A 19159-nucleotide genomic window follows, 5' to 3' on the forward strand; every position below is an offset into this window, starting at 1 on the left:
CGAAGTATTCTCGCCGTCCACGGCTGCGGCCGCACCCGCGCGGGCTGCGGTCGAATCGTCGGCCGTGACGGTGCTCGCGGCCCTTTCGGTCGGTGCCGTGCCGGGCTGCGCTATGTCGCTCTGTGCTGTCTCCGCGCAGGCCGAGCGGCCATTTGTGGTGCGGGGGCGCGCTCCGGTGAGGGGGCAGCCGGGTTTGGGGGTGGTGACCCCGGTGTCGGTTGCCTGCGCGGGGTTCGCGGTCATGGTGGTACTCCCGGATGCGGCGGTGGTGATGCGGGCGGTGCGGGCGGGATCGGTGCGGCGGGTTGTGCCGGAAGGGGTTTCGGCCGACATGGTTCCGGACGCGGCGAAGTCGCCGGGCGTGGGGCTCGGCGACTTCGGGGTCGTCCTCCGGTTCAGCGGGGTTCCTCTGCTCGACACGACGGTCGAAACCGTCGCGGGGATGGCTTTATGCCAGGGCCTTGGCCAGGGCCTGGGCGTTGTTCGTCATCCAGGTGACGTAGTCGAGGTCCTTGGGGAGGGTTTCGGTGACCTCCACGACGGTGACGCCGGATTTGTCGGCGGTGGTGCGCAGGTCCTGGGTGAGCTTGTCCTCGGTCTGGACGTTGTAGACCAGGGCGCGAACCTGCTTGCCGGTCAACAGGTCCCGGACGGCGGCGACGTCGGCGGGGGCCGGGTCGGTGCCCTGTTCGATGGCCTCCTGGAAGGCGTGCGGGGTCTTGTCGTCGGCCTTGGCGGCGGTCAGCAGGTAGGCGGCCAGCGGCTCGGTCTGCAGGACCGGCTGGTTCGGGTGCTCGGCGGCGATCTTGGTGGTGATGGCCTCGATCGGGGCCAGCTTCGCGGCGAAGGCGGCGGCGCGGTCGGTGTAGGCCTGCTTGTGATCCGGGTCGATCTGGCCCAGCGCGTCGGCGATGTGCTCGGCGATGTGGCCGACCTGGTGCACGTTGTACCAGATGTGCTCGTTGACCTCGTGCGAGTGGCCCGCGGCGTCGGTCTTGTCGGTAGTGGGTGCGGCCGAACCGGTTCCGTGATCGTGGTCGCCCTCGGTGGCGATATCGATGGCGTTGACCGTCTTGGTGTTCCGCCCGGCGATGGCCTTGTCGATGAACTCGTCGTAGTGGCCGCCGTTGTAGACGACCAGCTTGGCGTCGGTGATCTTGGCGGCGTCGGCGGGGGAGACCTCGAACGAGTGCGGGTCCACCTTCGGATCGTTGATGATCGATTCGACCTTCACGTCGGGTCCGGCGACGGCCTTGGTGATATCGCCCCACACATTGGTGGAGGCCACGACGGTGAGCTGGTCGGAATCCTTCGAGGTGCCGCAGGCCGTCAGGGTGGCGACGGTGGCAAGGCCGGCGGCGAACACGGCAAAACCTCGGGCAAAGCTTTTGGTCACGCGGGTACTCCTGGCACTGCGGCTTACTAGAAACGAAAACGATTGCCATTTGAATGTAGCGCAAACGACCGTTAGGGCCCTAGCCCCGGACGGGAAGATGTGGCCCGCACAACACGAAAGGCCCGGAGAGCGAATCGCTCTCCGGGCCTTTCGGACCAGGTAGATCCCTAGGTCAGCGCCGCCACCGGCTGGCTCAGCAGCTGCGCGCAGCGCAGCAGGCCGAGGTGGCTGTAGGCCTGCGGATGGTTGCCGAGCGAGCGTTCGGCAACGGGGTCGTACTCCTCGGAGAGCAGACCGGTCGGTCCCGCCACATCCACCAGCTGCGCGAACAACGCCTCGGCGTCCTCCCGCTTGCCGATCAGCAGATACGCCTCGACCAGCCAGGCCGCGCACAGGTGGAAGCCACCCTCGCCGCCGGGCAGCCCGTCGTCGTGGTGGTACCGGTACACGGTCGACCCGCTGCGCAGCTCGGCCTCGGTCGCCACCACGGTCGCCGCGAATCTCGGATCCGAGGGCTCGATGAGCCCGGACAGCCCGATGTGCAGCGTGGCGGCGTCCAGATCGGTCCCGTCGTAAGCCGCTGTGTAGGACTGGACTTCGTCGTTCCAGCCCTCGGTCTTGACCTCGTCGGCGATGGTGTCGCGCAGCGTCTCCCACTCCGGGTCGGCGGGTCGGGCGAACTGCTTGGCCAGGGTGAGCGCGCGGTCCACCGTGAGCCAGCCCATGACCTTGGAGTACACGTGGTGGCGCGGATTGCCGCGGATCTCCCAGATGCCGTGGTCGGGTTCGCGCCAGCGCCGCTGCACCGCGGACACCATGGCATGCACCAGTTCCCAGTCCATATCGGGCAGCGCCTTGGCGGGATCGTTGATGCCCTTGCGTTCTCGCGCGTGCGCCAGCTGGGAGATGAGGTCCACGATGGGACCGAACACGTCCAGCTGTACCTGCATGTTCGCCGCGTTGCCGACGCGCACCGGCCGCGAGCCGGCATAGCCGGGCAGCTGGTCGATGACGGCCTCGGGCGGCAGGGTCTCGCCGTAGAGGGTGTAGAGCGGGTGCAGGCGTTCGGGTCCGGGCAGGGTCTCGAGCACCCGGTGCACCCAGGCCAGCAGGTCCTCGGCCTCGCCGATGGAACCCAGCGATACCAGCGCGGACGCGGTGAGCGAGGCGTCGCGCAGCCAGCAGTAGCGGTAATCCCAGTTGCGCACGCCGCCGATGTCCTCGGGCAGCGAGGTGGTGGCCGCGGCCAGGATGGAACCGGACGGCGCGTGCACCAGTCCGCGCAGGGTGAGCGCGGAGCGCTTCATGAGATCGGGCTTGAGCGGCGGCAGTTCGAGGGTGCCGACCCATTCGCCCCAGTACCGCTCGGCCTCCCGGCGGCGGTCCGTCTCGCCGCGCATGGCGGGCGCGAGATCGGAGGTGCCGCAGCGCATTTCGAGGACGATCGGGCCCTGACGCGGATCGACCACGGCGCGCGCGGTGTGGTGGTTGCCGTCGTCGGTGATCTCCCATTCGACGCCGGGGGAGCGCAGCACGATGGGATCGTTGGTGCCCTCCACCTTGAGCCCGCCGGTGGCGTGCACCAGCCGGACCGGCACCTGCCCGAATTCGGGCCGGGGCGCGAAGGTGATGACCGCCTTGGCGTCACCGGTGATGACGCGGGTCAGGTCGGTGCGCTCGGGCACCACGTCGTGCGGCAGGTAATCCACGACCTGCAAACTGGACCAACGGGTTTCGACGGTCATGGTGCCGTCGACGTAGCGCTGCGACAGCGGCAGGCTCGCCCGCTCGGGCTGAATGGTGAAGTGGCCCGCTCCCGGCCCGCCCAGCAGGTGGGCGAAGACGGCGGCGGAGTCGGGTTCGGGATGGCACAGCCAGGTGACGGTGCCGTCCGGGGTGACCAGGGCCTTGGAGCGCGGGCTGGCCAGCATGGTCAGCCGCTCGATTCGAGGGGCGCTGGCACCTGCCAACCACGTGCGGCGCTCCTCGAGGAGAAACGCCAGCGCCTTCGACACCTCCTCGGTGCTGGCCACGCGGAACTCCGCGAGGGATTCGCCCTCGCCGACCTTGATGCCGACGTCGGGCCCGGAGAGGCGTTTGAACGCCTTCTCGTCGGTGACGTCATCGCCGATGAACAGGGCCGCGGAGGCGCCCTGCTGGTGCCGGACGATATCGAGCGCCGCGCCCTTGTCGGTCTCGACGACCGCGAGCTCGATGACCTCCTTGCCCTCGGTGGTCTGCACGCCGACCCAGCTGGCCGGACCCTGGCGCACCGCGACCAGTGCGCGGCGGCCGATCTCGGGGCTGGCGTTGCGGACGTGCAAAGCCACACTGGCCGGTTTGATTTCGACCGATGCGCCCGGATTGTCCTGAGCGATCTGGGTCAGGGTCGTGGTGACCTCGGCCAGCAGTTGTTTGGCGTCGTTGTCGATGGCGTGCACGAAGCCGACATCGAATTCCGAACCGTGACTACCGATCAGCTGCACCTCGACGGGCAACCGGGACAGGGCCGCGAGATCGCGCAGGGCGCGACCGGAGATCACGGCGGCGGTGGTTCCGGTGAGACCGGCGAGGGCGCGCAGGGCGCTCACCGACTCCCGATGGGGATAGGCCTTCGTCGGGTCGGAGACGATGGGCGCGATCGTCCCGTCGTAATCCGATGCGACCAGCAACCGTGGCACGCGGGCGATGGCCGACAGGGCACGGCGAAGTTCGAGTGACAAATCCTGTGCGCTCACGCATCCAACCTAATGATCGGAGGAGATTTTTCAGGGCGCGAGTGATGCTACTGGGTCTTGATTGCCCACTCGTGTGGGCGGTGATACATAGCGTTTACAAGACACTTCCGTGTCGTTCACTCGAAATGTGAGACGCGCCCGGATTGCTCGCCGTTCACTCCCGTTGACCTGCACTGTTCCAGCAAACGAAACAGGGGCTACCCAGATCTCCGGACCGGGCAGCCCCTGCGAATCCGTGCGAACGCACGGCATGCGTTTGCGCTCCCCCGCCTCCCCGAGCCTTCAGCGGACGGCTGGGGAGCCGTCCAGGCTGGCAACCCGTGCCGGCGGTTGGGAGCCGAACCGACTCTGGGCGTCCCCGGGGAGTTACCCCGAATCTCGCCAGATCAGTTGTCGCGTCAGGAGACCCCGGACGCTTGGTTGCCGATGAGCAGATCAACCGTCAGCTCCAGGCGCTCGGTCACGTCGGTGGCCGAGGCGCGACGGGTCAGCCACGCCACCAGATTGGACAGCCAGACGTCGGAAATGACTCGGGCGATGGCCAACTGGCGATCGGAGGGGACCTCGTCGGACAGGGCCCGGGCGAAGAAGCGGTCCATCACCTTGCCGACGCGATCGACCTCGGCGGCCGCGGAGGCGTCGGCGAACATGAAGGCCCGGGTCATCGCCTCGGTGAGCAGCGGATCGCGCTGCATGGCGCGGGTGACCTGGGTGAGCAGCAGGTGCATACGCTCCTGCGGGGTGGCCCCGGCGAGCGGCTTGCGCCGGCCCTCGAACTGCTCGAATTCCCGTGCCAGCGCGGACACCAGCAGGTGCACCTTGGAGGGGAAGTACCGGTAGAGCGTGCCGACCGCGACATCCGCGCGCTCGGCGACGGCGCGCATCTGCACGGCGTCGTAGCCGCCCTTGGAGGCCAGCGCGAGGGTGGCGTCGAGGATGCGTTTGCGGCGGTCGCGCTGCGCCGCCGAGCTCAGATCCTCCTCGCTGAGGGTGGTGACGGGCGCGGTGCGTCCACCGGGCTGCCCGTCGGCGGCCTGCGATCGGGAGGGACTGGCCATCGGTTGAAAGTCCTTTCCTGCACGAATCGTTCGGTTCATCTCGCCCAGCATCCCGCTCCGGGTGAGAGCACGGCTGGGCACGAGTTCGTACCGCGACCGGACGGCGCTTGACTTCAGCCCGGCTCGAACATTAGAACATGTTCTAGGAGCTGAAGTCACGCCGGAAAGGCGGTATGGAGTGTGACCATAGCCACCACTGACGAGCATAAAGCCGTCCAGGAATCGATGCGCGGATGGGCCGCCGCGGTGCGCCCAATTGCAACACTGCGTTCGGGTGCACCGGAATTTTGGCGCGAATACTGGCCGCGCCTGGCCGATCTCGGAATTTTCCGGGTCGCGGTGCCGGAAGAGGCCGGGGGCGCGGGCGGGACCGTCGGAGATCTCGCGGTCCTGGTGGAGCAGGCGGCGCATGATCTGGTCGGCGGACCGGTGCTGTCGACGGCGTTGGCGGGTCTGGTCGTCGGCGAGGCGCTCGACGAGATTACGCCATGCGGCGTCGCGCTCGAGGGCGAAATCGCAATCTCCGCCGACGAATCCGGGGCGCTGGTGTCCGGTGAGTGGGACTCGGTTCCGGGTGCCGCGCCGGGCACGGCGGTGCTGGTCCCGGTGCGTTCCGGGGACCGCCACCTGTGGGCGCTGATCGACGCCGCCGCCCCCGGACTGCGGGTGGAGCCGCTGCCCGGGATCGATCAGGCCATGCCGCTGGCGCGGGTGGTCTGCGCCGAGGTCGCGGTGGCTGCGGATCGCCTTTTCGAGCCGGACTTCTCGGTGCTCGACGTGGCCGCCACCCTGGTCGCGGCGGAGGCTGCGGGCATTGCCGGCTGGGCGCTCGAGACCGCCACCGAATACGCGAAGGTGCGCGAACAATTCGGGCGCAAGATCGGCGAATTCCAAGCGATCAAACACATTTGCGCGTGGATGCTGTGCCGGGCCGAACAGATTCGCGCGGTCGCCGCCGATGCCGCCGCCGCGATCGACAGCGGCAGTGCGGAACTGCGCCTGTCCGCGGCCGTCGCCTTGGCGGTATCGCTGGACGCGGCGGTCGAGAATGCCAAGGACTGCATTCAGGTTCTGGGTGGAATCGGTTTCACTTGGGAGCACGACGCGCACCTGTATCTGCGCCGCGCCACCGCGCTGCGGCAGCTGCTGGGCGGGTCGGCGCGCTGGCGCGCCCGGGTCGCCGAGCTGACGCTGGCGGGCGTGCGCCGCACGGTGAGCATTGATCTCGGTGACGACTCCGGATCGACCTGGGAGGCAGCCGGTTTGGATGCCGCCGAGGCGGCGGTGCTGGCGGCCGACCTGGCCAAGATCGCGGCGTTGCCGGAGTCCGAGCAGCGGCTGGCATTGGCCGAAGCGGGCCTGCTGGCCTCGCACTGGCCCGTGCCGTACGGCCGCGGGGCGGGTCCGATCCTGCGCACCCAGCTCGACGATCAGATCCGCAAGGCCGGAATCACGCTGCCGGAGTTGGCGATTGCCAACTGGGCCATCCCGACGCTGCTGCAGTGGGGCACGCCCGAGCAGATCGAGCGCTACGCCATGCCGACGCTGACCGGTGAGGTCATCTGGTGCCAGCTCTTCTCCGAGCCCGGTGCGGGTTCCGACCTGGCGGCGCTGCGCACGGTGGCCGAGCGGATCGAGGGCGGCTGGAAGCTGCGCGGCCAGAAGGTGTGGACCTCGCTGGCGGATCGGGCGACGTGGGGCATCTGCCTCGCGCGCACCGACCCGTCCGCGCCGAAGCACAAGGGCATCAGCTACTTCCTGGTCGATATGAAGAGCCCCGGGCTGGACATCCGGCCGCTGGTGGAGATCACCGGTGAGGCGCGCTTCAACGAGGTGTTCCTCGATGACGTGTTCGTTCCGGACGAATGCTTGGTCGGCGAGTTGGGCAATGGGTGGAAGATCGCGCGTTCCACCCTCTCGGCGGAGCGGGTCGCCATGGGCGGCAAGGGAATCGGCGATGAGCTGGAGGCGTTGATCGCCGCCGCCCCGGCCTCGGGGCCGGGCGCGGAATTGGTCGCGGACCGTCTGGGCGCGCTCATTTCAGAATCTGTTGCCGGAACTTTGCTGGAAGCCCGTGCGGCACAGAAGCTGCTGACCGGAGGCGACCCCGCCGCGCAAAGTAGCGTTCGCAAACTGGTCGGTGTGCGACACCGGCAGGCGGTGGCCGAATTTGCCGTCGAATTGTCCGGTGCGGCGGGCGCTCTGGAAACCGATGTGGTGAAAGAATTCCTGCTCACACGCTGTTTGTCGATTGCGGGCGGTACCGAGCAGATTCTGTTGACCGTCGCCGGTGAACGGATCCTCGGGTTGCCACGCGAGTCGCACGGCTAGCCCACACCTCAACCGGGAGTATGGAATTGGACTTCACCAGGGACGAGAGCCAGGACGCTGTCGCCGAGGTTGTCGTAAGTTTGCTGGAACGCGAAAGCGCGCGCGATATCGCGCTGTGGCCGATCATTTCGGACAGCGGCCTGCTGGCCGTGCCGCTGCCCGAGAAGTTCGGCGGCGACGATATGGGCCTGCTCGAGGTCTCGGCCCTGCTCACCGAGCTGGCCACCGACGCCGCGCAGGTGCCCGCGCTGTCCACGCTCGGCTTCGGTGTGCTGCCGCTGAAGGCGATCGGCGTGCCGGATGCCTTGGCGGAGAAGCTGTTTCCCGCCGTGGCCGAGGGCGCGGTGCTGACCGCGGCGCTGCACGAGACCGGTTCGCCGTTCACCGTGAAGCCGGACACCACCGCGGTCACCGACGGCACCACCGTGCGGATCACCGGCCGCAAGGTGGCGGTGCCCTACGCCGACACCGCGCGCTGGATTCTGGTGCCCACCGACAACGGCATCGCCGTGGTGGACGGTGACGCCGCGGGCCTCACCAAGACCGCGAACCCGACTTCCGATGGCGTGCCGGAGTTTTCGCTCCAGCTCGACCAGGTGGAGATCCCGGCCGAGCAGTTGCTCCCCGGCGGGCTGACCGAGCTGCACCGCTTCGCGCTGGCGAGCCTCGGCGCGGTGGCCGACGGCCTGCTGAAGGGTGTGGTCTCGCTGACCGCCGAGCATGTGCGGACCCGGCAGCAGTTCGGCCGCCCGTTGGCCGAATTCCAGGCTGTCGCACAGCAGATCGCGGATGTGTACGTGGTCTCGCGGACCCTGCACGTGGCCGCCTGTTCGGCCGCCTGGGCGCTGGCCCAGGACGAGCCGGACACCGAGCGGATCGACGACGACCTGGACGTGCTGGCGTACACGGTGGCCTCGGAACTGCCCGCGGCCATGCAGAAGTGTCACCACCTGCACGGCGGTCTCGGTGTCGATATCACCCATCCGCTGCACCGCTACTACTCACAGGCCAAGGACATCGCGCGCTGGCTCGGCGGCGAATCGTTCCGGCTGGACCGTTTGGGAGCCAGATGTTCATCGAACTGACCGCGGAACAGCGGCAGCTGCGCGACGAATTGCGTTCGTACTTCACCGGTCTCGTGACTCCCGCGGAGGAGGCCGAGATGAAGGTGAACCGCCACGGTGACGCCTACCGGGCGGTGGTCAAGCGCATGGGCCGCGACGGCAAGCTCGGCGTCGGCTGGCCCAAGGAGTACGGCGGGCAGGGCTTCGGGCCGCTGGAACAGCAGATCTTCTACAACGAGGCGGTCCGGGCCGATGTGCCCGTGCCCCTGGTGACGCTGCTGACCGTCGGCCCGGCCCTGCAGTCCTACGGCACCGAGGAGCAGAAGCGGAAGTTCCTGCCCGGAATCCTCACCGGCGACGTGCATTTCGCCATCGGCTACTCCGAGCCGGACGCCGGCACCGACCTGGCGGCGCTGCGCACCTCCGCGGTGCGCGACGCCAATGGCGACTGGATCGTCAACGGGCAGAAGATCTTCACCACCGGCGCGCACGAGGCAGACTACGTCTGGCTGGCGGTGCGCACCGGTCCGGTCGAGGCGCGGCACAAGGCGATCACCATCCTGATCGTGGACACCAAGGATCCGGGCTACTCCTGGACCCCGATCATCACCGCCGACGGCGCACACCACACCAACGCCACCTACTTCGACAATGTCCGCGTGCCCGCGAGCATGATGGTCGGCGAGGAGAACGGCGGCTGGAAGCTGATCACCACCCAGCTCAATCACGAGCGGGTGAGCCTGGGTCCGTCCGGCAAGATCGAGCAGCTCTACGAGGCCGTGCGCGAATGGGCGCACAAGCAGGGCGTGCTCGGCGAGGCCGATGTGCGGCGCACGCTGGGCCGGCTGCACGCCATGACCCGGTTGAACGAGCTGCTGAACTGGCAGGTGGCCTCCAATATGGAGCGCGCCGACGCCGATCCGCGCGATGTCATCGCCGACGCCTCGGCGACCAAGGTGTTCTCCACCGAGGCGCTGCAGGAGGCCGGTCGCCTGGCCGAGGAGATCGTGGGCCGCTTCGGCGACCCGGCCGATCCGGCCACCGCGGACCTACTGGTGTGGCTGGACAAGCGCACCAAGCAGAACCTGGTGGTCACCTTCGGCGGCGGCGTCAATGAAGTCATGCGTGAGCTGATCGCCCAGATGGGCCTGCGGCTGCCGCGCGTCCCGCGATAGGAGAAGTTCAGCGTGACAAAGAGTTTCACGGCCGAGGAGATTCGCGACGGCCTGGAGAAGATCAAGGCCGACGGTGAGTCCGCGCCACGCGCGGGGCGGGATCCGATCAATCAGCCCATGATCAACAACTGGGTCGAGGCCCTGGGCGACGCCAACCCGATCTACGTGGACGAGGCCGCCGCCAAGGCCGCCGGGCATCCCGGGATCGTGGCCCCGCCCGCCATGGCGCAGGTGTGGACCATGCTGGGGCTGGGCGGAATTCGCGCCGACGACGACCCGATGACGCGGACCAACGAGCTGTTCGACGCGGCCGGGTTCACCTCGGTGGTCGCCACCAACTGCGAGCAGGTCTACCACCGCTACCTGGAGCTCGGCGAGCAGGTGACCGTGCGGACCAGCATCGGTGACATCGTGGGCCCCAAGAAGACCGGGCTCGGCGACGGGTGGTTCACCACCTACCTCACCAACTGGTACGTGGGTGAGGAGCTGGTCACCGAGATGAAGTTCCGGATGCTCAAGTTCGCGCCCGGCACCGGAAAGACGGCCGCGCCCAAGGAATCCGGCGATGTCTCGGCCGAGGATCTGGCCAAGCGCGTGCGGCCGACGGTCTCCAAGGACACCGAGTTCTTCTGGGACGGCGTGAAACTCGGCGAGCTGCGCATCCAGCAGCGGCCCGACGGCTCGCTGCAGCACCCGCCGGTTCCGGCGATCTGGAAGCACCACAGCGAGCAGAGCGATTACGTCGTGGCCTCGGGCCGCGGCACCGTGTTCAGCTTCGTGGTGCACCATGCGCCGCGCGTGCCGGGGCGGCAGCTGCCGTATGTGATCGCCCTGGTCGAGCTGGAGGAGGGCGTCCGCATGCTCGGTGAGCTGACCGGGATCGACCCGTCCGAGGTCGAGGTCGGCCTGCCCGTCGAGGTCGGCTTCCTGAAGCTCGACGACGACAACACCGTGCCCTACTGGAAGGCCGTGAAGTGACCACAGTCGAACTCTCGGCCGTTCAGGTCGGAACCACCCTGCCGGAGTTGGTGATTCACGCCGACGCCACCTTCATCATCTCGACGGCGCTGGCCACCCGCGATTTCCAGGACGTACACCACGACCGCGACAAGGCGGTGGCGCGCGGGTCCAAGGACATCTTCGTCAATATCCTCACCGACACCGGTCTGGTGCAGCGGTTCGTGACGGATTGGGCGGGGCCGACGGCCCGCGTGAAGTCCATCGCGCTGCGGTTGGGCGTGCCGCTGTACGCGGGCGATACCCTCACCCTGACCGGCACGGTCTCGGCCGTCGAGGGCGCCGACGTCACCATCGACGTGGTCGGCAAGGACTCGCTGGGCGACCACATCACGGCGAAAGCCGTTATCTCCCTGGAGGAGTCGAAGTGACCGAGCTGAGCCGCAAGGCAGCGATCGTCGGCATCGGCGCGACCGACTTCTCGAAGGACTCCGGCCGCAGTGAACTGCGGCTGGCCGCCGAGGCCGTCACCGCCGCACTCGCCGACGCGGGCCTCACGCCCGCCGACGTGGACGGTCTGACGACGTTCACCATGGACACCAACACCCAGGCCGCGGTCGCGCGCGCCACCGGTATCCCGTCCCTGAAGTTCTTCAGCAACATCCCCTTCGGCGGTGGCGCGGCCGCCGCGACCGTGCAGCACGCCGCCATGGCGGTGGCGACCGGCATCGCGGATGTCGTTGTGGCCTACCGGGCCTTCAACGAGCGCTCCGGAAACCGCTTCGGCCAGTTCGCGACTCACCTCGCGACCGGCAACCCGAGCTCCTCGGGCGTGGACAACGCGTTCTCCTACACCCACGGCCTGGGCACCCCGGCCGCCCAGGTGGCCATGGTGGCGCGGCGCTACATGCACGTATACGGTGCGCGCAGTGAGGATTTCGGCCGGGTGGCGGTCGCCGACCGCAAGCACGCGGCGGTGAATCCGGCGGCCCACTTCTACGGCAAGCCGATCACCCTCGAAGAGCACCAGGCCTCGCGCTGGATCGCGGAGCCGCTGCACCTGCTGGACTGCTGCCAGGAGACCGACGGCGGCGTGGCCATCGTGGTCACCTCCGCCGAGCGCGCCAAGGACCTCCCGAACAAGCCCGCGCTGATCGCCGGCGCCGCACAGGGTTCCGGCGCGGACCAGTACGTCATGACCAGCTACTACCGGGACGCCATGACCGGCCTCCCGGAAATGGGCCTGGTCGGCGACCAACTGTGGTCCCAGTCCGGCCTCCGCCCGGAGGACATGCAGGCGGGCATCCTCTACGACCACTTCACCCCGTTCGTCCTCATGCAGCTCGAGGAGCTCGGTTTCTGCGGTCGCGGCGAGGCCAAGGACTTCATCGCCGACGGCGCCATCGAGATCGGCGGCAGGCTGCCGTTGAACACCCACGGCGGCCAGCTGGGTGAGGCCTACATCCACGGCATGAACGGGATTGCCGAGGGCGTGCGCCAGATTCGCGGCACCTCCGTGAATCAGGTGCAGGGCCTGGAGAACATCGTGGTCACCGCCGGCACCGGCGTCCCGACCTCGGGTCTGGTGCTCACCAGCAACTAGATCCATAGAATCGGCGCCGTGACCGAGATGCCTGAAATGGGAGAGTTCCTGCGGTCGCGGCGCGCCCGGCTGCGCCCCGAGGAGCTCGGGCTTCCGGTCTGGGGGCGGCGCCGGGTGCCGGGTCTGCGGCGCGAGGAGGTCGCGCAGCTGGCCGGGGTGAGCGTCGAGTATTACGTGCGGCTGGAACAGGGCCGGGCCGAGGCGGTGTCGGAGGGCATTGTCGCCGCCATCGCCACGGCCCTGCGCCTGACCGAGGACGAGCGGCGGCACCTGCACAATTTGGCCCGGCCGCCGCGTTCGTTGTCGCGGGCGGGCGGGCCGCTGCGGCCCGGGCTGCGGCAGCTGCTCGACTCGATGACGCGTACGCCCGCCTATATCGTCGGGCATCACACCGACATCCTGGGCTGGAACGCGGCCGCGGTCGCGCTGTTCGGTATCGATTTCGCGGAACTCGCGGAGGCGGAACGGAATTGGATGCGGCTGGTGTTCTTCGACCCGGAGATTCGGGCGCTCACCGGCGACAGCTGGCCGACCATCGCCGGGCACATTGCCGCGGACATGCGGTTGCGGGCCAGCCATCGGCCCGATGATCCGGAGTTGCGGGCCTTGCTGGGCGAGATGAACGAGCGCAGCCCGGAATTCCGGGAGTTCTGGGAGACCCACGAGGTCAACGATTTTCAGTACGGTCGCTATCTGCTGCGCCACCCCCTTGTCGGCGAGCTGCACCTGGATTACGAATTGCTGGATGTCCCGGGGGATCCCGGGGTGCGGGCGATCGTGACCTATACCGCTGCGCCGGGAACCGATTCGGAGCGAGCGCTGGACGCCGTGCTGGCGGCGAGCACCTCGGTGGCCAGGCGGTGAAGCTGGTCGTCCAGGCGGTCGGGTGGGAACAGCCATAGGCCGAGGGAATTCGCGCCGGAGGCGAGGAGCTCGTCGAGGCGGGTGCGTACCTGGTCGGGGGTTCCCGCCACCGCGAATTCGTCGATCCAGGCATCCTCGACCGTGAGTTCTTCGGCGGGCGCGAGCGCGGCGACGGCGGTTCGTATCTCCTTGGCGTACGGAGATTTTCCGATCAGGGCGGACTCCGATTCGGCTTGCAGGAACATCCCTACGGCAGCGCGGACCGCGTCTCGCGCCGCGCGCTCGTCATCGTCGATGGCGGTGAGGGCGAAGGCCGTGACAGGGGTGTGGCGGGGGAGCAGCTCTCGCACCCAGCGCACATAGGCGGGTCCGGCGAGGACGGAAAGCAGGACGCCGTCGGCCTTTTCGCCTGCCAGGCGCAGGCCGCGCGCGTTGACCGCGCCGATCCACAGTTCCGGCGGGAGACCGGGCGGGAAGCTGAGCCGGATATCGGACAGGACGTGCGTGCCGGTCTCGCGGTCGACCACCTCGCCCGCGAGCAGTTCGCGCAGGACATCGGCGGTTTCGCCGAGTGCGGTCAGCGGGCGCGGCGGCAGCAGTCCCATCTGTTCGAGCCAGCCTCGGTTGCCGAGTCCGATGCCCGCGCGGACCCGGCCGGGATAGGTGCGGGCCAGCCCGGCGAGTTCCATGGCCAGAATGGCCGGGTGCCTGGTGGCGATGCTGGCCAGGCCGAGCCCGGCGGGGATCTCGCGGGTGGCGGCCAGCAGCTGGGTGAGGCCGGACAGGCCGCCGGTGAAGAAGCAGTCCTCGGAGAACCAGAGCTCGCCGAGGCCGAGGCGTTCGGCCAGGGTCGCGCCCGCGGTGAGCTGTTCGGGCGGGGTCAGGCTGCCGAAGACGATGCCGATCTTGTTGGAAGGGATCATGTTCCGAGTCAACCGGGCAGTGTGTCCACTTATTCCGAAGAGGCTGCGGCTGGGCAAGATTCGGCGGCGGGAAAGGTCGGCGGCGTAGATTGGGGCGCACTGCCTTGTGGGGAAAGGGGTCGACATGACCTTGCGAGAACGGCTGAACGAATTGCCGGCGATGGGGAGCGCGCTGGTGTACGGCGAACCGCACGAGACTCCCGATGGCACCACGATCATTACGGTGTCCGCTGTGAATCCCTGGCGTGGAGCACGGCCGGTCGGGGTGTTCGTGGTGCATCAGGGGGAGGTCAAGTGGGAAGCCGCCGTCGACTCCTCGCTGATCGCGATCATCGGTGTGACCACCGGACTGATCGCGGCGACGCTGGGGACGCTGGCTGTTCTCAAGAGTCCGCCCTGGCCGAACATGCGCTTCTGGGACGTCCGCTACCGGCAGCAGATCAAGTAGCGGTCCGGAACTGAGCGGCCAGCGCGGCCGCCAGTTGATTCACGCTCTTCGCGGTGCCCGGCGCGAGTCCGGCGCGGGCACCGGCGAAGCGGTCGAAGACCAGGCCCTCGATGACCGCGATGAAATCGGCGGCGGCCGTGGCCGGGTCGGGTGCGCCGAGGGTCTCGAACAGGGTGGTCGCGTGCCGGTGCGAGAACAGGCAGCCGACGAGTTTCGCGTGCAGTTCGGTATCGCCGAGCAAGTCGACGATGAGCGCGTGCCGGGTGATCAGATGGTTGCGGCGTTGCGCCAGTAGGCGGTCCAGCTGACTCGCGACCTCGTGTGCGAGTTGATCCGGGTCGATCTCGCCGTCTGCTTTCGCCCTGCCCTTCGGTTCGGCCTGCGCCGCCGTGAAATCCGCGCGTGAACGAGTGGCGATGCGTTCCACGATGCCCTCGATCAGTGCCCGCTTGGTGCGGAAGTAATAGGACGTCGATCCGGCGGGCAGGTCCAGCGCGGTATCCAGTGCGCGGTGCGTGAGAGCCCGAAGTCCCTGGGCGGCAATGAGATCGATGGCGCTGTCCACGATGAGGCTGCGTCGATCGTTTGTGGGAGTGCTCACCTTTGATCCTCTACGGCTTCGAGATCCTCTACAACTATAGAGGAAGCTCTACAGCAGTAGAGGATCGAGGAGGTTGTGATGGAAGCGCCGGAGATCGTGCTCGATTCGGACCAGCAGCGTGCCGCCGAGCGTTTGGACGCCATCGCCTCGCGACTGGGTAAGCGGTGGCAGTTCCGGAATCGCGCGAAGGCCGCGCGCGGCCTGTACCTCTGGGGCGGTCCGGGTCGCGGCAAGACCATGCTGATGAATCGCTTCTTCGCCGCGGTGCCCTCGAATCGCAAGCGGCGCTATCACTTTCACGAGTTCTTCGCGCGTTTGAACGCGGGCATCCACGAGTACGGGGCCATCGACGCCTCGGCGGCCGCGCTGCTGGGCGATGCGGAGCTGATCTGCTTCGACGAATTCCATGTGCACGACTCCGGTGACGCACGGCTGGTCTCCCGGCTGCTGGATCTGCTGTTCGCCCGGCACATCACGCTCGTGGTCACCTCCAACTACCCGCCCGAGCGGCTGCTGCCGAATCCGTACATGCACGCCATGTTCGTGCCGACGATCGAGCGGATCCTCGAGCACCTGGACGTGGTGTCGGTGAACGGGCCGCGGGACTATCGCACGCTGAGCGAGCGGCACACCGGCTTCGCGGCCGGGCATTACGTGGTCGGGCAGTGCGAGGTGAGCGGCACGGTCGAGCTGCCCGTCGCGCATCGCATGCTGCACGCCCGGGCGCTCGAGAACGGCGAGCTGACCGTCGATTTCGCCGAGCTGTGCGGAATCCCGGTGTCGGCGGCCGATTTCCTCGAGCTCACCCGCGAGATCCGCACGTGGGTCGTGTGCGAGGTGCCGCCCCTGGGTACGGTACCGCCGGACTGGGCGATGCGGTTCGTGAATCTGGTCGACGTGCTCTACGACGCGGACCTGGAACTGTCGATCTTCGCCGAGGTGCCACTGGCCGAATTGGGCGGCGAGATAGCGCTGGTCCCCGACCTCTACCGCACCCTGAGCCGCCTCGGTGAGCTCGCCGAACCGGTAAACCTCGAGTCCCGATAGCCGTTCGGCGAAGCTCCGGTGAACTCGCCGACTTGATCGACGCGCACGGTTCACGTGCCGTCAACGCGGTCGGTGCCGTGCGTTGCGGGCGGCTTCCTACCGTGGCGTCAGGAGCTGCACCGAACCGGAGGGGACCGATGCGAATCCGCGAGCAGGCAAGGGATTCCGCGCCGCGGAACCCGACGAACCCCTATATCCGGAACAGTGCCCGGCTGCGGGTGTTGGTGGTCGCCGAGTCCTTTCTTCCCCAGGTCAACGGCGTCACCAACTCCGTCCGGCGGGTGCTGGATCATCTGGCAGCCAAGGGCCACGAGGCCACCCTGGTCGCGCCGACCGGGCCCGAGAAGTACGCGGGCTTCCGCGTGCACGTGGTGCGCGGCGCGCGGCTTCCGTTCTATCGGGACTTCAGAATCGGACTCGAGACGCGGCGGCGGCTGCGCAAGATCATGCGCGAGTTCCGGCCCGATGTCGTGCATATCGCCTCCCCGGCGACGCTGGGCTATCAGGCGGCCAAGGTGGCGGGCGAACTCGGAGTGCCGACCGTCGCCATCTATCAGACCGATCTGGTGGGTTTCGCACTGCGCTACGACCTGCCCGGCGGTGTCCGAGCCATGACGGCGCTGACGCGGCGGATTCACCTGAAGGTGGATCGCACCCTCGCACCGTCCACCGCCAGCCTGCGCCAGCTGGAACTGATGGGCGTTCCGGGGCTCGGCCGCTGGCCCCGCGGCGTCGATCTCCAGCAGTTCGGACCCTTTCGGCGCTCGGCGGAACTGCGAAAGCGCCTGGCCCCCAACGGCGAAGCCCTGGTCGGCTATATCGGCCGCCTCGCGCCGGAGAAGGAGCTCGAGCTGCTGGCCCACCTGCGCGCGATCCCGAACCTCAAGCTGATCATCGTGGGCGGCGGCCCCGAGGAGAAGCGGCTGCGAAAGCTGTTGCCGGACGCGGAGTTCCTGGGCGTCCTGCACGGTGAGGAACTGGCCGCGGCCTACGCCTCGCTGGATGTCTTCGTGCACACCGGTCGGCACGAAACCTATTGCCAGGCAGCGCAGGAGGCCCTCGCCTCCGGGGTGCCGGTGGTCGCGCCCAAGGCGGGCGGCCCCATCGACGTCATCAACCCCGGCGCCGGGTTCCTCTATCCGCCCGGCGACGCCGCGGCCATGACCGAGTTCGTCCGCCGCCTGATCGAGGATCCGGCGCTGCGTGAGCAGACCGCGGCCACCGCGGTGCGCAGCGTGCGCGACCGGTCCTGGGCGGCCGTCAACGACCTGCTCGTCCGGCACTACCGCGAGGTGATCGCGGAACGGCTGCAACCAGATTCCGCGCCGGGCGAGATCCCGGCCACCAAGGAGGCATCCTGATGCTCCGTATCTCCGTCATCGGCACCGGTTACCTGGGTGCCACCCACGCCGCGGGCATGGCCGAACTCGGCTTCGACGTGCTCGGCGTGGACAACAATCCGGCCAAGGCCGCGGCGCTGTCGGTGGGCAGGGTGCCCTTCCACGAGCCCGGGCTGCCGGAACTGCTGGCCGGACATGTCGCCGGTGGGCGGCTGCGCTTCGGCACCTCGCTGGTCGAGGCGGCCGAATTCGCCGATGTGCATTTCCTCTGTGTCGGAACGCCGCCCGGGGTGAACGGGGCGGCGGATCTGTCGCAGCTGTACTCGGCGCTGGACGGGCTGGTGCCGCATCTGACCCGCAACTGCCTGATCGTCGGCAAGTCGACGGTGCCGGTGGGCACGGCGGAGGCGCTGACCGCGCGCATCGCCGAGCTCGCGCCGGAGGGGATCTCGGTCGATCTGGCCTGGAATCCGGAGTTCCTGCGCGAGGGGCACGCGGTCTACGACACCCTGCATCCGAACCGGCTCGTCTTCGGCGTCACCACACCGGACGCGGAATGGGCGCTGCGACAGGTCTATTCGACGCCTATCGCGGCGGGCTCGCCGGTGGTGATCACCAACCTGCCGACCGCGGAACTGATCAAGGTGTCCGCGAATGCCTTTCTGGCGACCAAGATTTCGTTCATCAATGCCATGGCCGAGCTGTGCGACCTCACCGGCGCGGACGTGACGCTGCTGGCGGAGGCGCTCGGGCACGACGACCGGATCGGCCGGAAGTTCCTCGGCGCGGGCCTCGGCTACGGCGGCGGCTGTCTGCCGAAGGATGTGCGGGCGTTGATCGCTCGCGCCACCGAGCTCGGCGCGGGGGAGTCGGTGGAGTTCCTGCGAGATGTCGACGCCATCAACCTGCGCCGACGGGAGCGGGTGGTCGAGGAGACCCTCGCCCTGCTCGGTGGCGGGCGGCGGCCCGTCGGCCGGGTCGGCGTGCTGGGTGCGGCATTCAAGCCGCTCTCGGATGACGTCCGCGATTCACCGGCTCTGGATGTGGCGCGGCGGCTGCATGCCGCCGGTGTCGAGGTGACCGTATTCGACCCCGCCGCAACGGGTCCCGCACGTGCCGTGGCTCCGCAGCTGGTGTTCGCGGCCACCCCGGCCGCCGCGCTGCACGAGGCGGATGTGGTGCTGCATCTGACCGAGTGGCGCGAATTCCGTGAGCTGGACCCGGTTTTCCTGCGCACGGTGGCGCGGGGACGGGTAATCATCGACGCCCGCAACACACTCGACCCGGAGCCGTGGCTGGCCGCGGGCTGGGATTTCCGGGCCCTGGGCCGCCTGGTGGAGCCGCGCACGGCCGCCGGGCGCATGGGTGCCCCGGTGGGGACCAGTTATCCCGCTGTGGCCGTCCGTGATACGGCTGCGGACCCGGCGCGGGCCTTGATCCCGGATCCGGCGCGGGCACTGCCCCAGCCGTCTCCGCTGACCCGTTTGCGAGCCCGCGTCCGCCGCACCGCGTAAGAACTTTCAGACCGATGACTCGGGCCGGGGCAGTAGCCCCGGCCCGAGTCGTTTTCCCGATCTTGCGCTCAATTCTCCCGATCTTGCCCACAATGCCGGG

17 protein-coding genes are annotated in these 19159 nt (G+C 68.6%); 11 read left to right on the forward strand and 6 right to left on the reverse strand.

The window, feature by feature from the left end; all coding sequences use genetic code 11:
* From ON43_RS02345 to kstR, 4 genes are all read right to left on the reverse strand, one after another.
* Positions 1 to 420: hypothetical protein (locus ON43_RS02345; protein ID WP_218003190.1), on the reverse strand; the 420-nt coding region annotated here is incomplete at its 3' end.
* 28 nt (positions 421 to 448) lie between these two features.
* Complete coding sequence (locus ON43_RS02350; protein WP_040802990.1) at positions 449 to 1396, reverse strand: metal ABC transporter solute-binding protein, Zn/Mn family; 948 nt, start codon at positions 1394 to 1396, stop codon at positions 449 to 451.
* A 167-nt stretch (positions 1397 to 1563) separates the two neighbouring features.
* A complete protein-coding gene (otsB, locus tag ON43_RS02355; RefSeq protein WP_040802992.1) occupies positions 1564 to 4134 on the reverse strand; it encodes a trehalose-phosphatase in 2571 nt (856 codons plus the stop codon).
* A gap of 398 nt (positions 4135 to 4532) precedes the next feature.
* Positions 4533 to 5192, reverse strand: a complete 660-nt coding sequence (gene kstR / locus ON43_RS02360) for a cholesterol catabolism transcriptional regulator KstR (protein ID WP_040802994.1) — start codon at positions 5190 to 5192, stop codon at positions 4533 to 4535.
* 180 nt (positions 5193 to 5372) lie between these two features.
* Between kstR and ON43_RS02365 the strand changes: the two genes are divergently transcribed.
* Genes ON43_RS02365 through ON43_RS02395 form a run of 7 tightly spaced genes read left to right on the forward strand, consistent with a single transcriptional unit; the run spans position 5373 to position 13186 of the window.
* The gene (locus tag ON43_RS02365) at positions 5373 to 7523 is read left to right on the forward strand and encodes an acyl-CoA dehydrogenase family protein (protein ID WP_040802997.1); all 2151 of its coding nucleotides are present in this window, start codon (positions 5373 to 5375) and stop codon (positions 7521 to 7523) included.
* Positions 7524 to 7549: 26 nt separating this feature from the next.
* On the forward strand, positions 7550 to 8608 hold the full coding sequence (locus tag ON43_RS02370; protein ID WP_040803149.1) for an acyl-CoA dehydrogenase family protein: 1059 nt from the start codon (positions 7550 to 7552) through the stop codon (positions 8606 to 8608).
* Positions 8593 to 9762, forward strand: a complete 1170-nt coding sequence (locus ON43_RS02375; RefSeq protein ID WP_040802999.1) for an acyl-CoA dehydrogenase family protein — start codon at positions 8593 to 8595, stop codon at positions 9760 to 9762. The genes ON43_RS02370 and ON43_RS02375 overlap by 16 nt, the downstream gene beginning before the upstream one ends.
* Positions 9763 to 9774: 12 nt before the next feature.
* The gene (locus ON43_RS02380) at positions 9775 to 10740 is read left to right on the forward strand and encodes a bifunctional MaoC family dehydratase N-terminal/OB-fold nucleic acid binding domain-containing protein (RefSeq protein WP_040803001.1); all 966 of its coding nucleotides are present in this window, start codon (positions 9775 to 9777) and stop codon (positions 10738 to 10740) included.
* Complete coding sequence (locus ON43_RS02385) at positions 10737 to 11150, forward strand: MaoC family dehydratase (protein WP_040803003.1); 414 nt, start codon at positions 10737 to 10739, stop codon at positions 11148 to 11150. The genes ON43_RS02380 and ON43_RS02385 overlap by 4 nt, the downstream gene beginning before the upstream one ends.
* Positions 11147 to 12322: a lipid-transfer protein gene (locus tag ON43_RS02390; RefSeq protein WP_040803005.1), complete on the forward strand. Its 1176-nt coding sequence runs from the start codon at positions 11147 to 11149 to the stop codon at positions 12320 to 12322. The genes ON43_RS02385 and ON43_RS02390 overlap by 4 nt, the downstream gene beginning before the upstream one ends.
* Before the next feature lie 27 nt (positions 12323 to 12349).
* Positions 12350 to 13186, forward strand: coding sequence for a helix-turn-helix transcriptional regulator (locus tag ON43_RS02395; protein ID WP_040803150.1), 837 nt, complete (start codon positions 12350 to 12352; stop codon positions 13184 to 13186).
* Here the strand turns inward: ON43_RS02395 and ON43_RS02400 are convergent.
* Positions 13105 to 14109, reverse strand: a complete 1005-nt coding sequence (locus tag ON43_RS02400; RefSeq protein ID WP_051177804.1) for an LLM class flavin-dependent oxidoreductase — start codon at positions 14107 to 14109, stop codon at positions 13105 to 13107. The genes ON43_RS02395 and ON43_RS02400 overlap by 82 nt on opposite strands.
* A gap of 124 nt (positions 14110 to 14233) precedes the next feature.
* On the opposite strand from ON43_RS02400, the gene ON43_RS02405 reads away from it, so the two are divergent.
* Positions 14234 to 14557 (forward strand): hypothetical protein, encoded by a 324-nt coding sequence (locus ON43_RS02405; protein WP_040803008.1) that lies wholly within the window; start codon positions 14234 to 14236, stop codon positions 14555 to 14557.
* Here the strand turns inward: ON43_RS02405 and ON43_RS02410 are convergent.
* The gene (locus ON43_RS02410; protein ID WP_040803009.1) at positions 14550 to 15158 is read right to left on the reverse strand and encodes a TetR/AcrR family transcriptional regulator; all 609 of its coding nucleotides are present in this window, start codon (positions 15156 to 15158) and stop codon (positions 14550 to 14552) included. The two genes, ON43_RS02405 and ON43_RS02410, sit on opposite strands and share 8 nt — an antisense overlap.
* Before the next feature lie 78 nt (positions 15159 to 15236).
* Here ON43_RS02410 and zapE point away from each other — a divergent pair, with 78 nt between their 5' ends.
* From zapE to ON43_RS02425, 3 genes are all read left to right on the forward strand, one after another.
* The gene (zapE, locus tag ON43_RS02415) at positions 15237 to 16205 is read left to right on the forward strand and encodes a cell division protein ZapE (protein ID WP_040803010.1); all 969 of its coding nucleotides are present in this window, start codon (positions 15237 to 15239) and stop codon (positions 16203 to 16205) included.
* 137 nt (positions 16206 to 16342) lie between these two features.
* The gene (locus ON43_RS02420) at positions 16343 to 17566 is read left to right on the forward strand and encodes a glycosyltransferase family 4 protein (protein WP_051177805.1); all 1224 of its coding nucleotides are present in this window, start codon (positions 16343 to 16345) and stop codon (positions 17564 to 17566) included.
* Positions 17566 to 19059: a UDP-glucose dehydrogenase family protein gene (locus ON43_RS02425; RefSeq protein WP_063712476.1), complete on the forward strand. Its 1494-nt coding sequence runs from the start codon at positions 17566 to 17568 to the stop codon at positions 19057 to 19059. Before ON43_RS02420 ends, ON43_RS02425 begins: the two co-directional genes overlap by 1 nt.
* The last annotated feature ends 100 nt before the right edge of the window (positions 19060 to 19159 follow it).

Source organism: Nocardia concava NBRC 100430, from assembly GCF_000308815.1.
Taxonomy (GTDB): domain Bacteria; phylum Actinomycetota; class Actinomycetes; order Mycobacteriales; family Mycobacteriaceae; genus Nocardia; species Nocardia concava.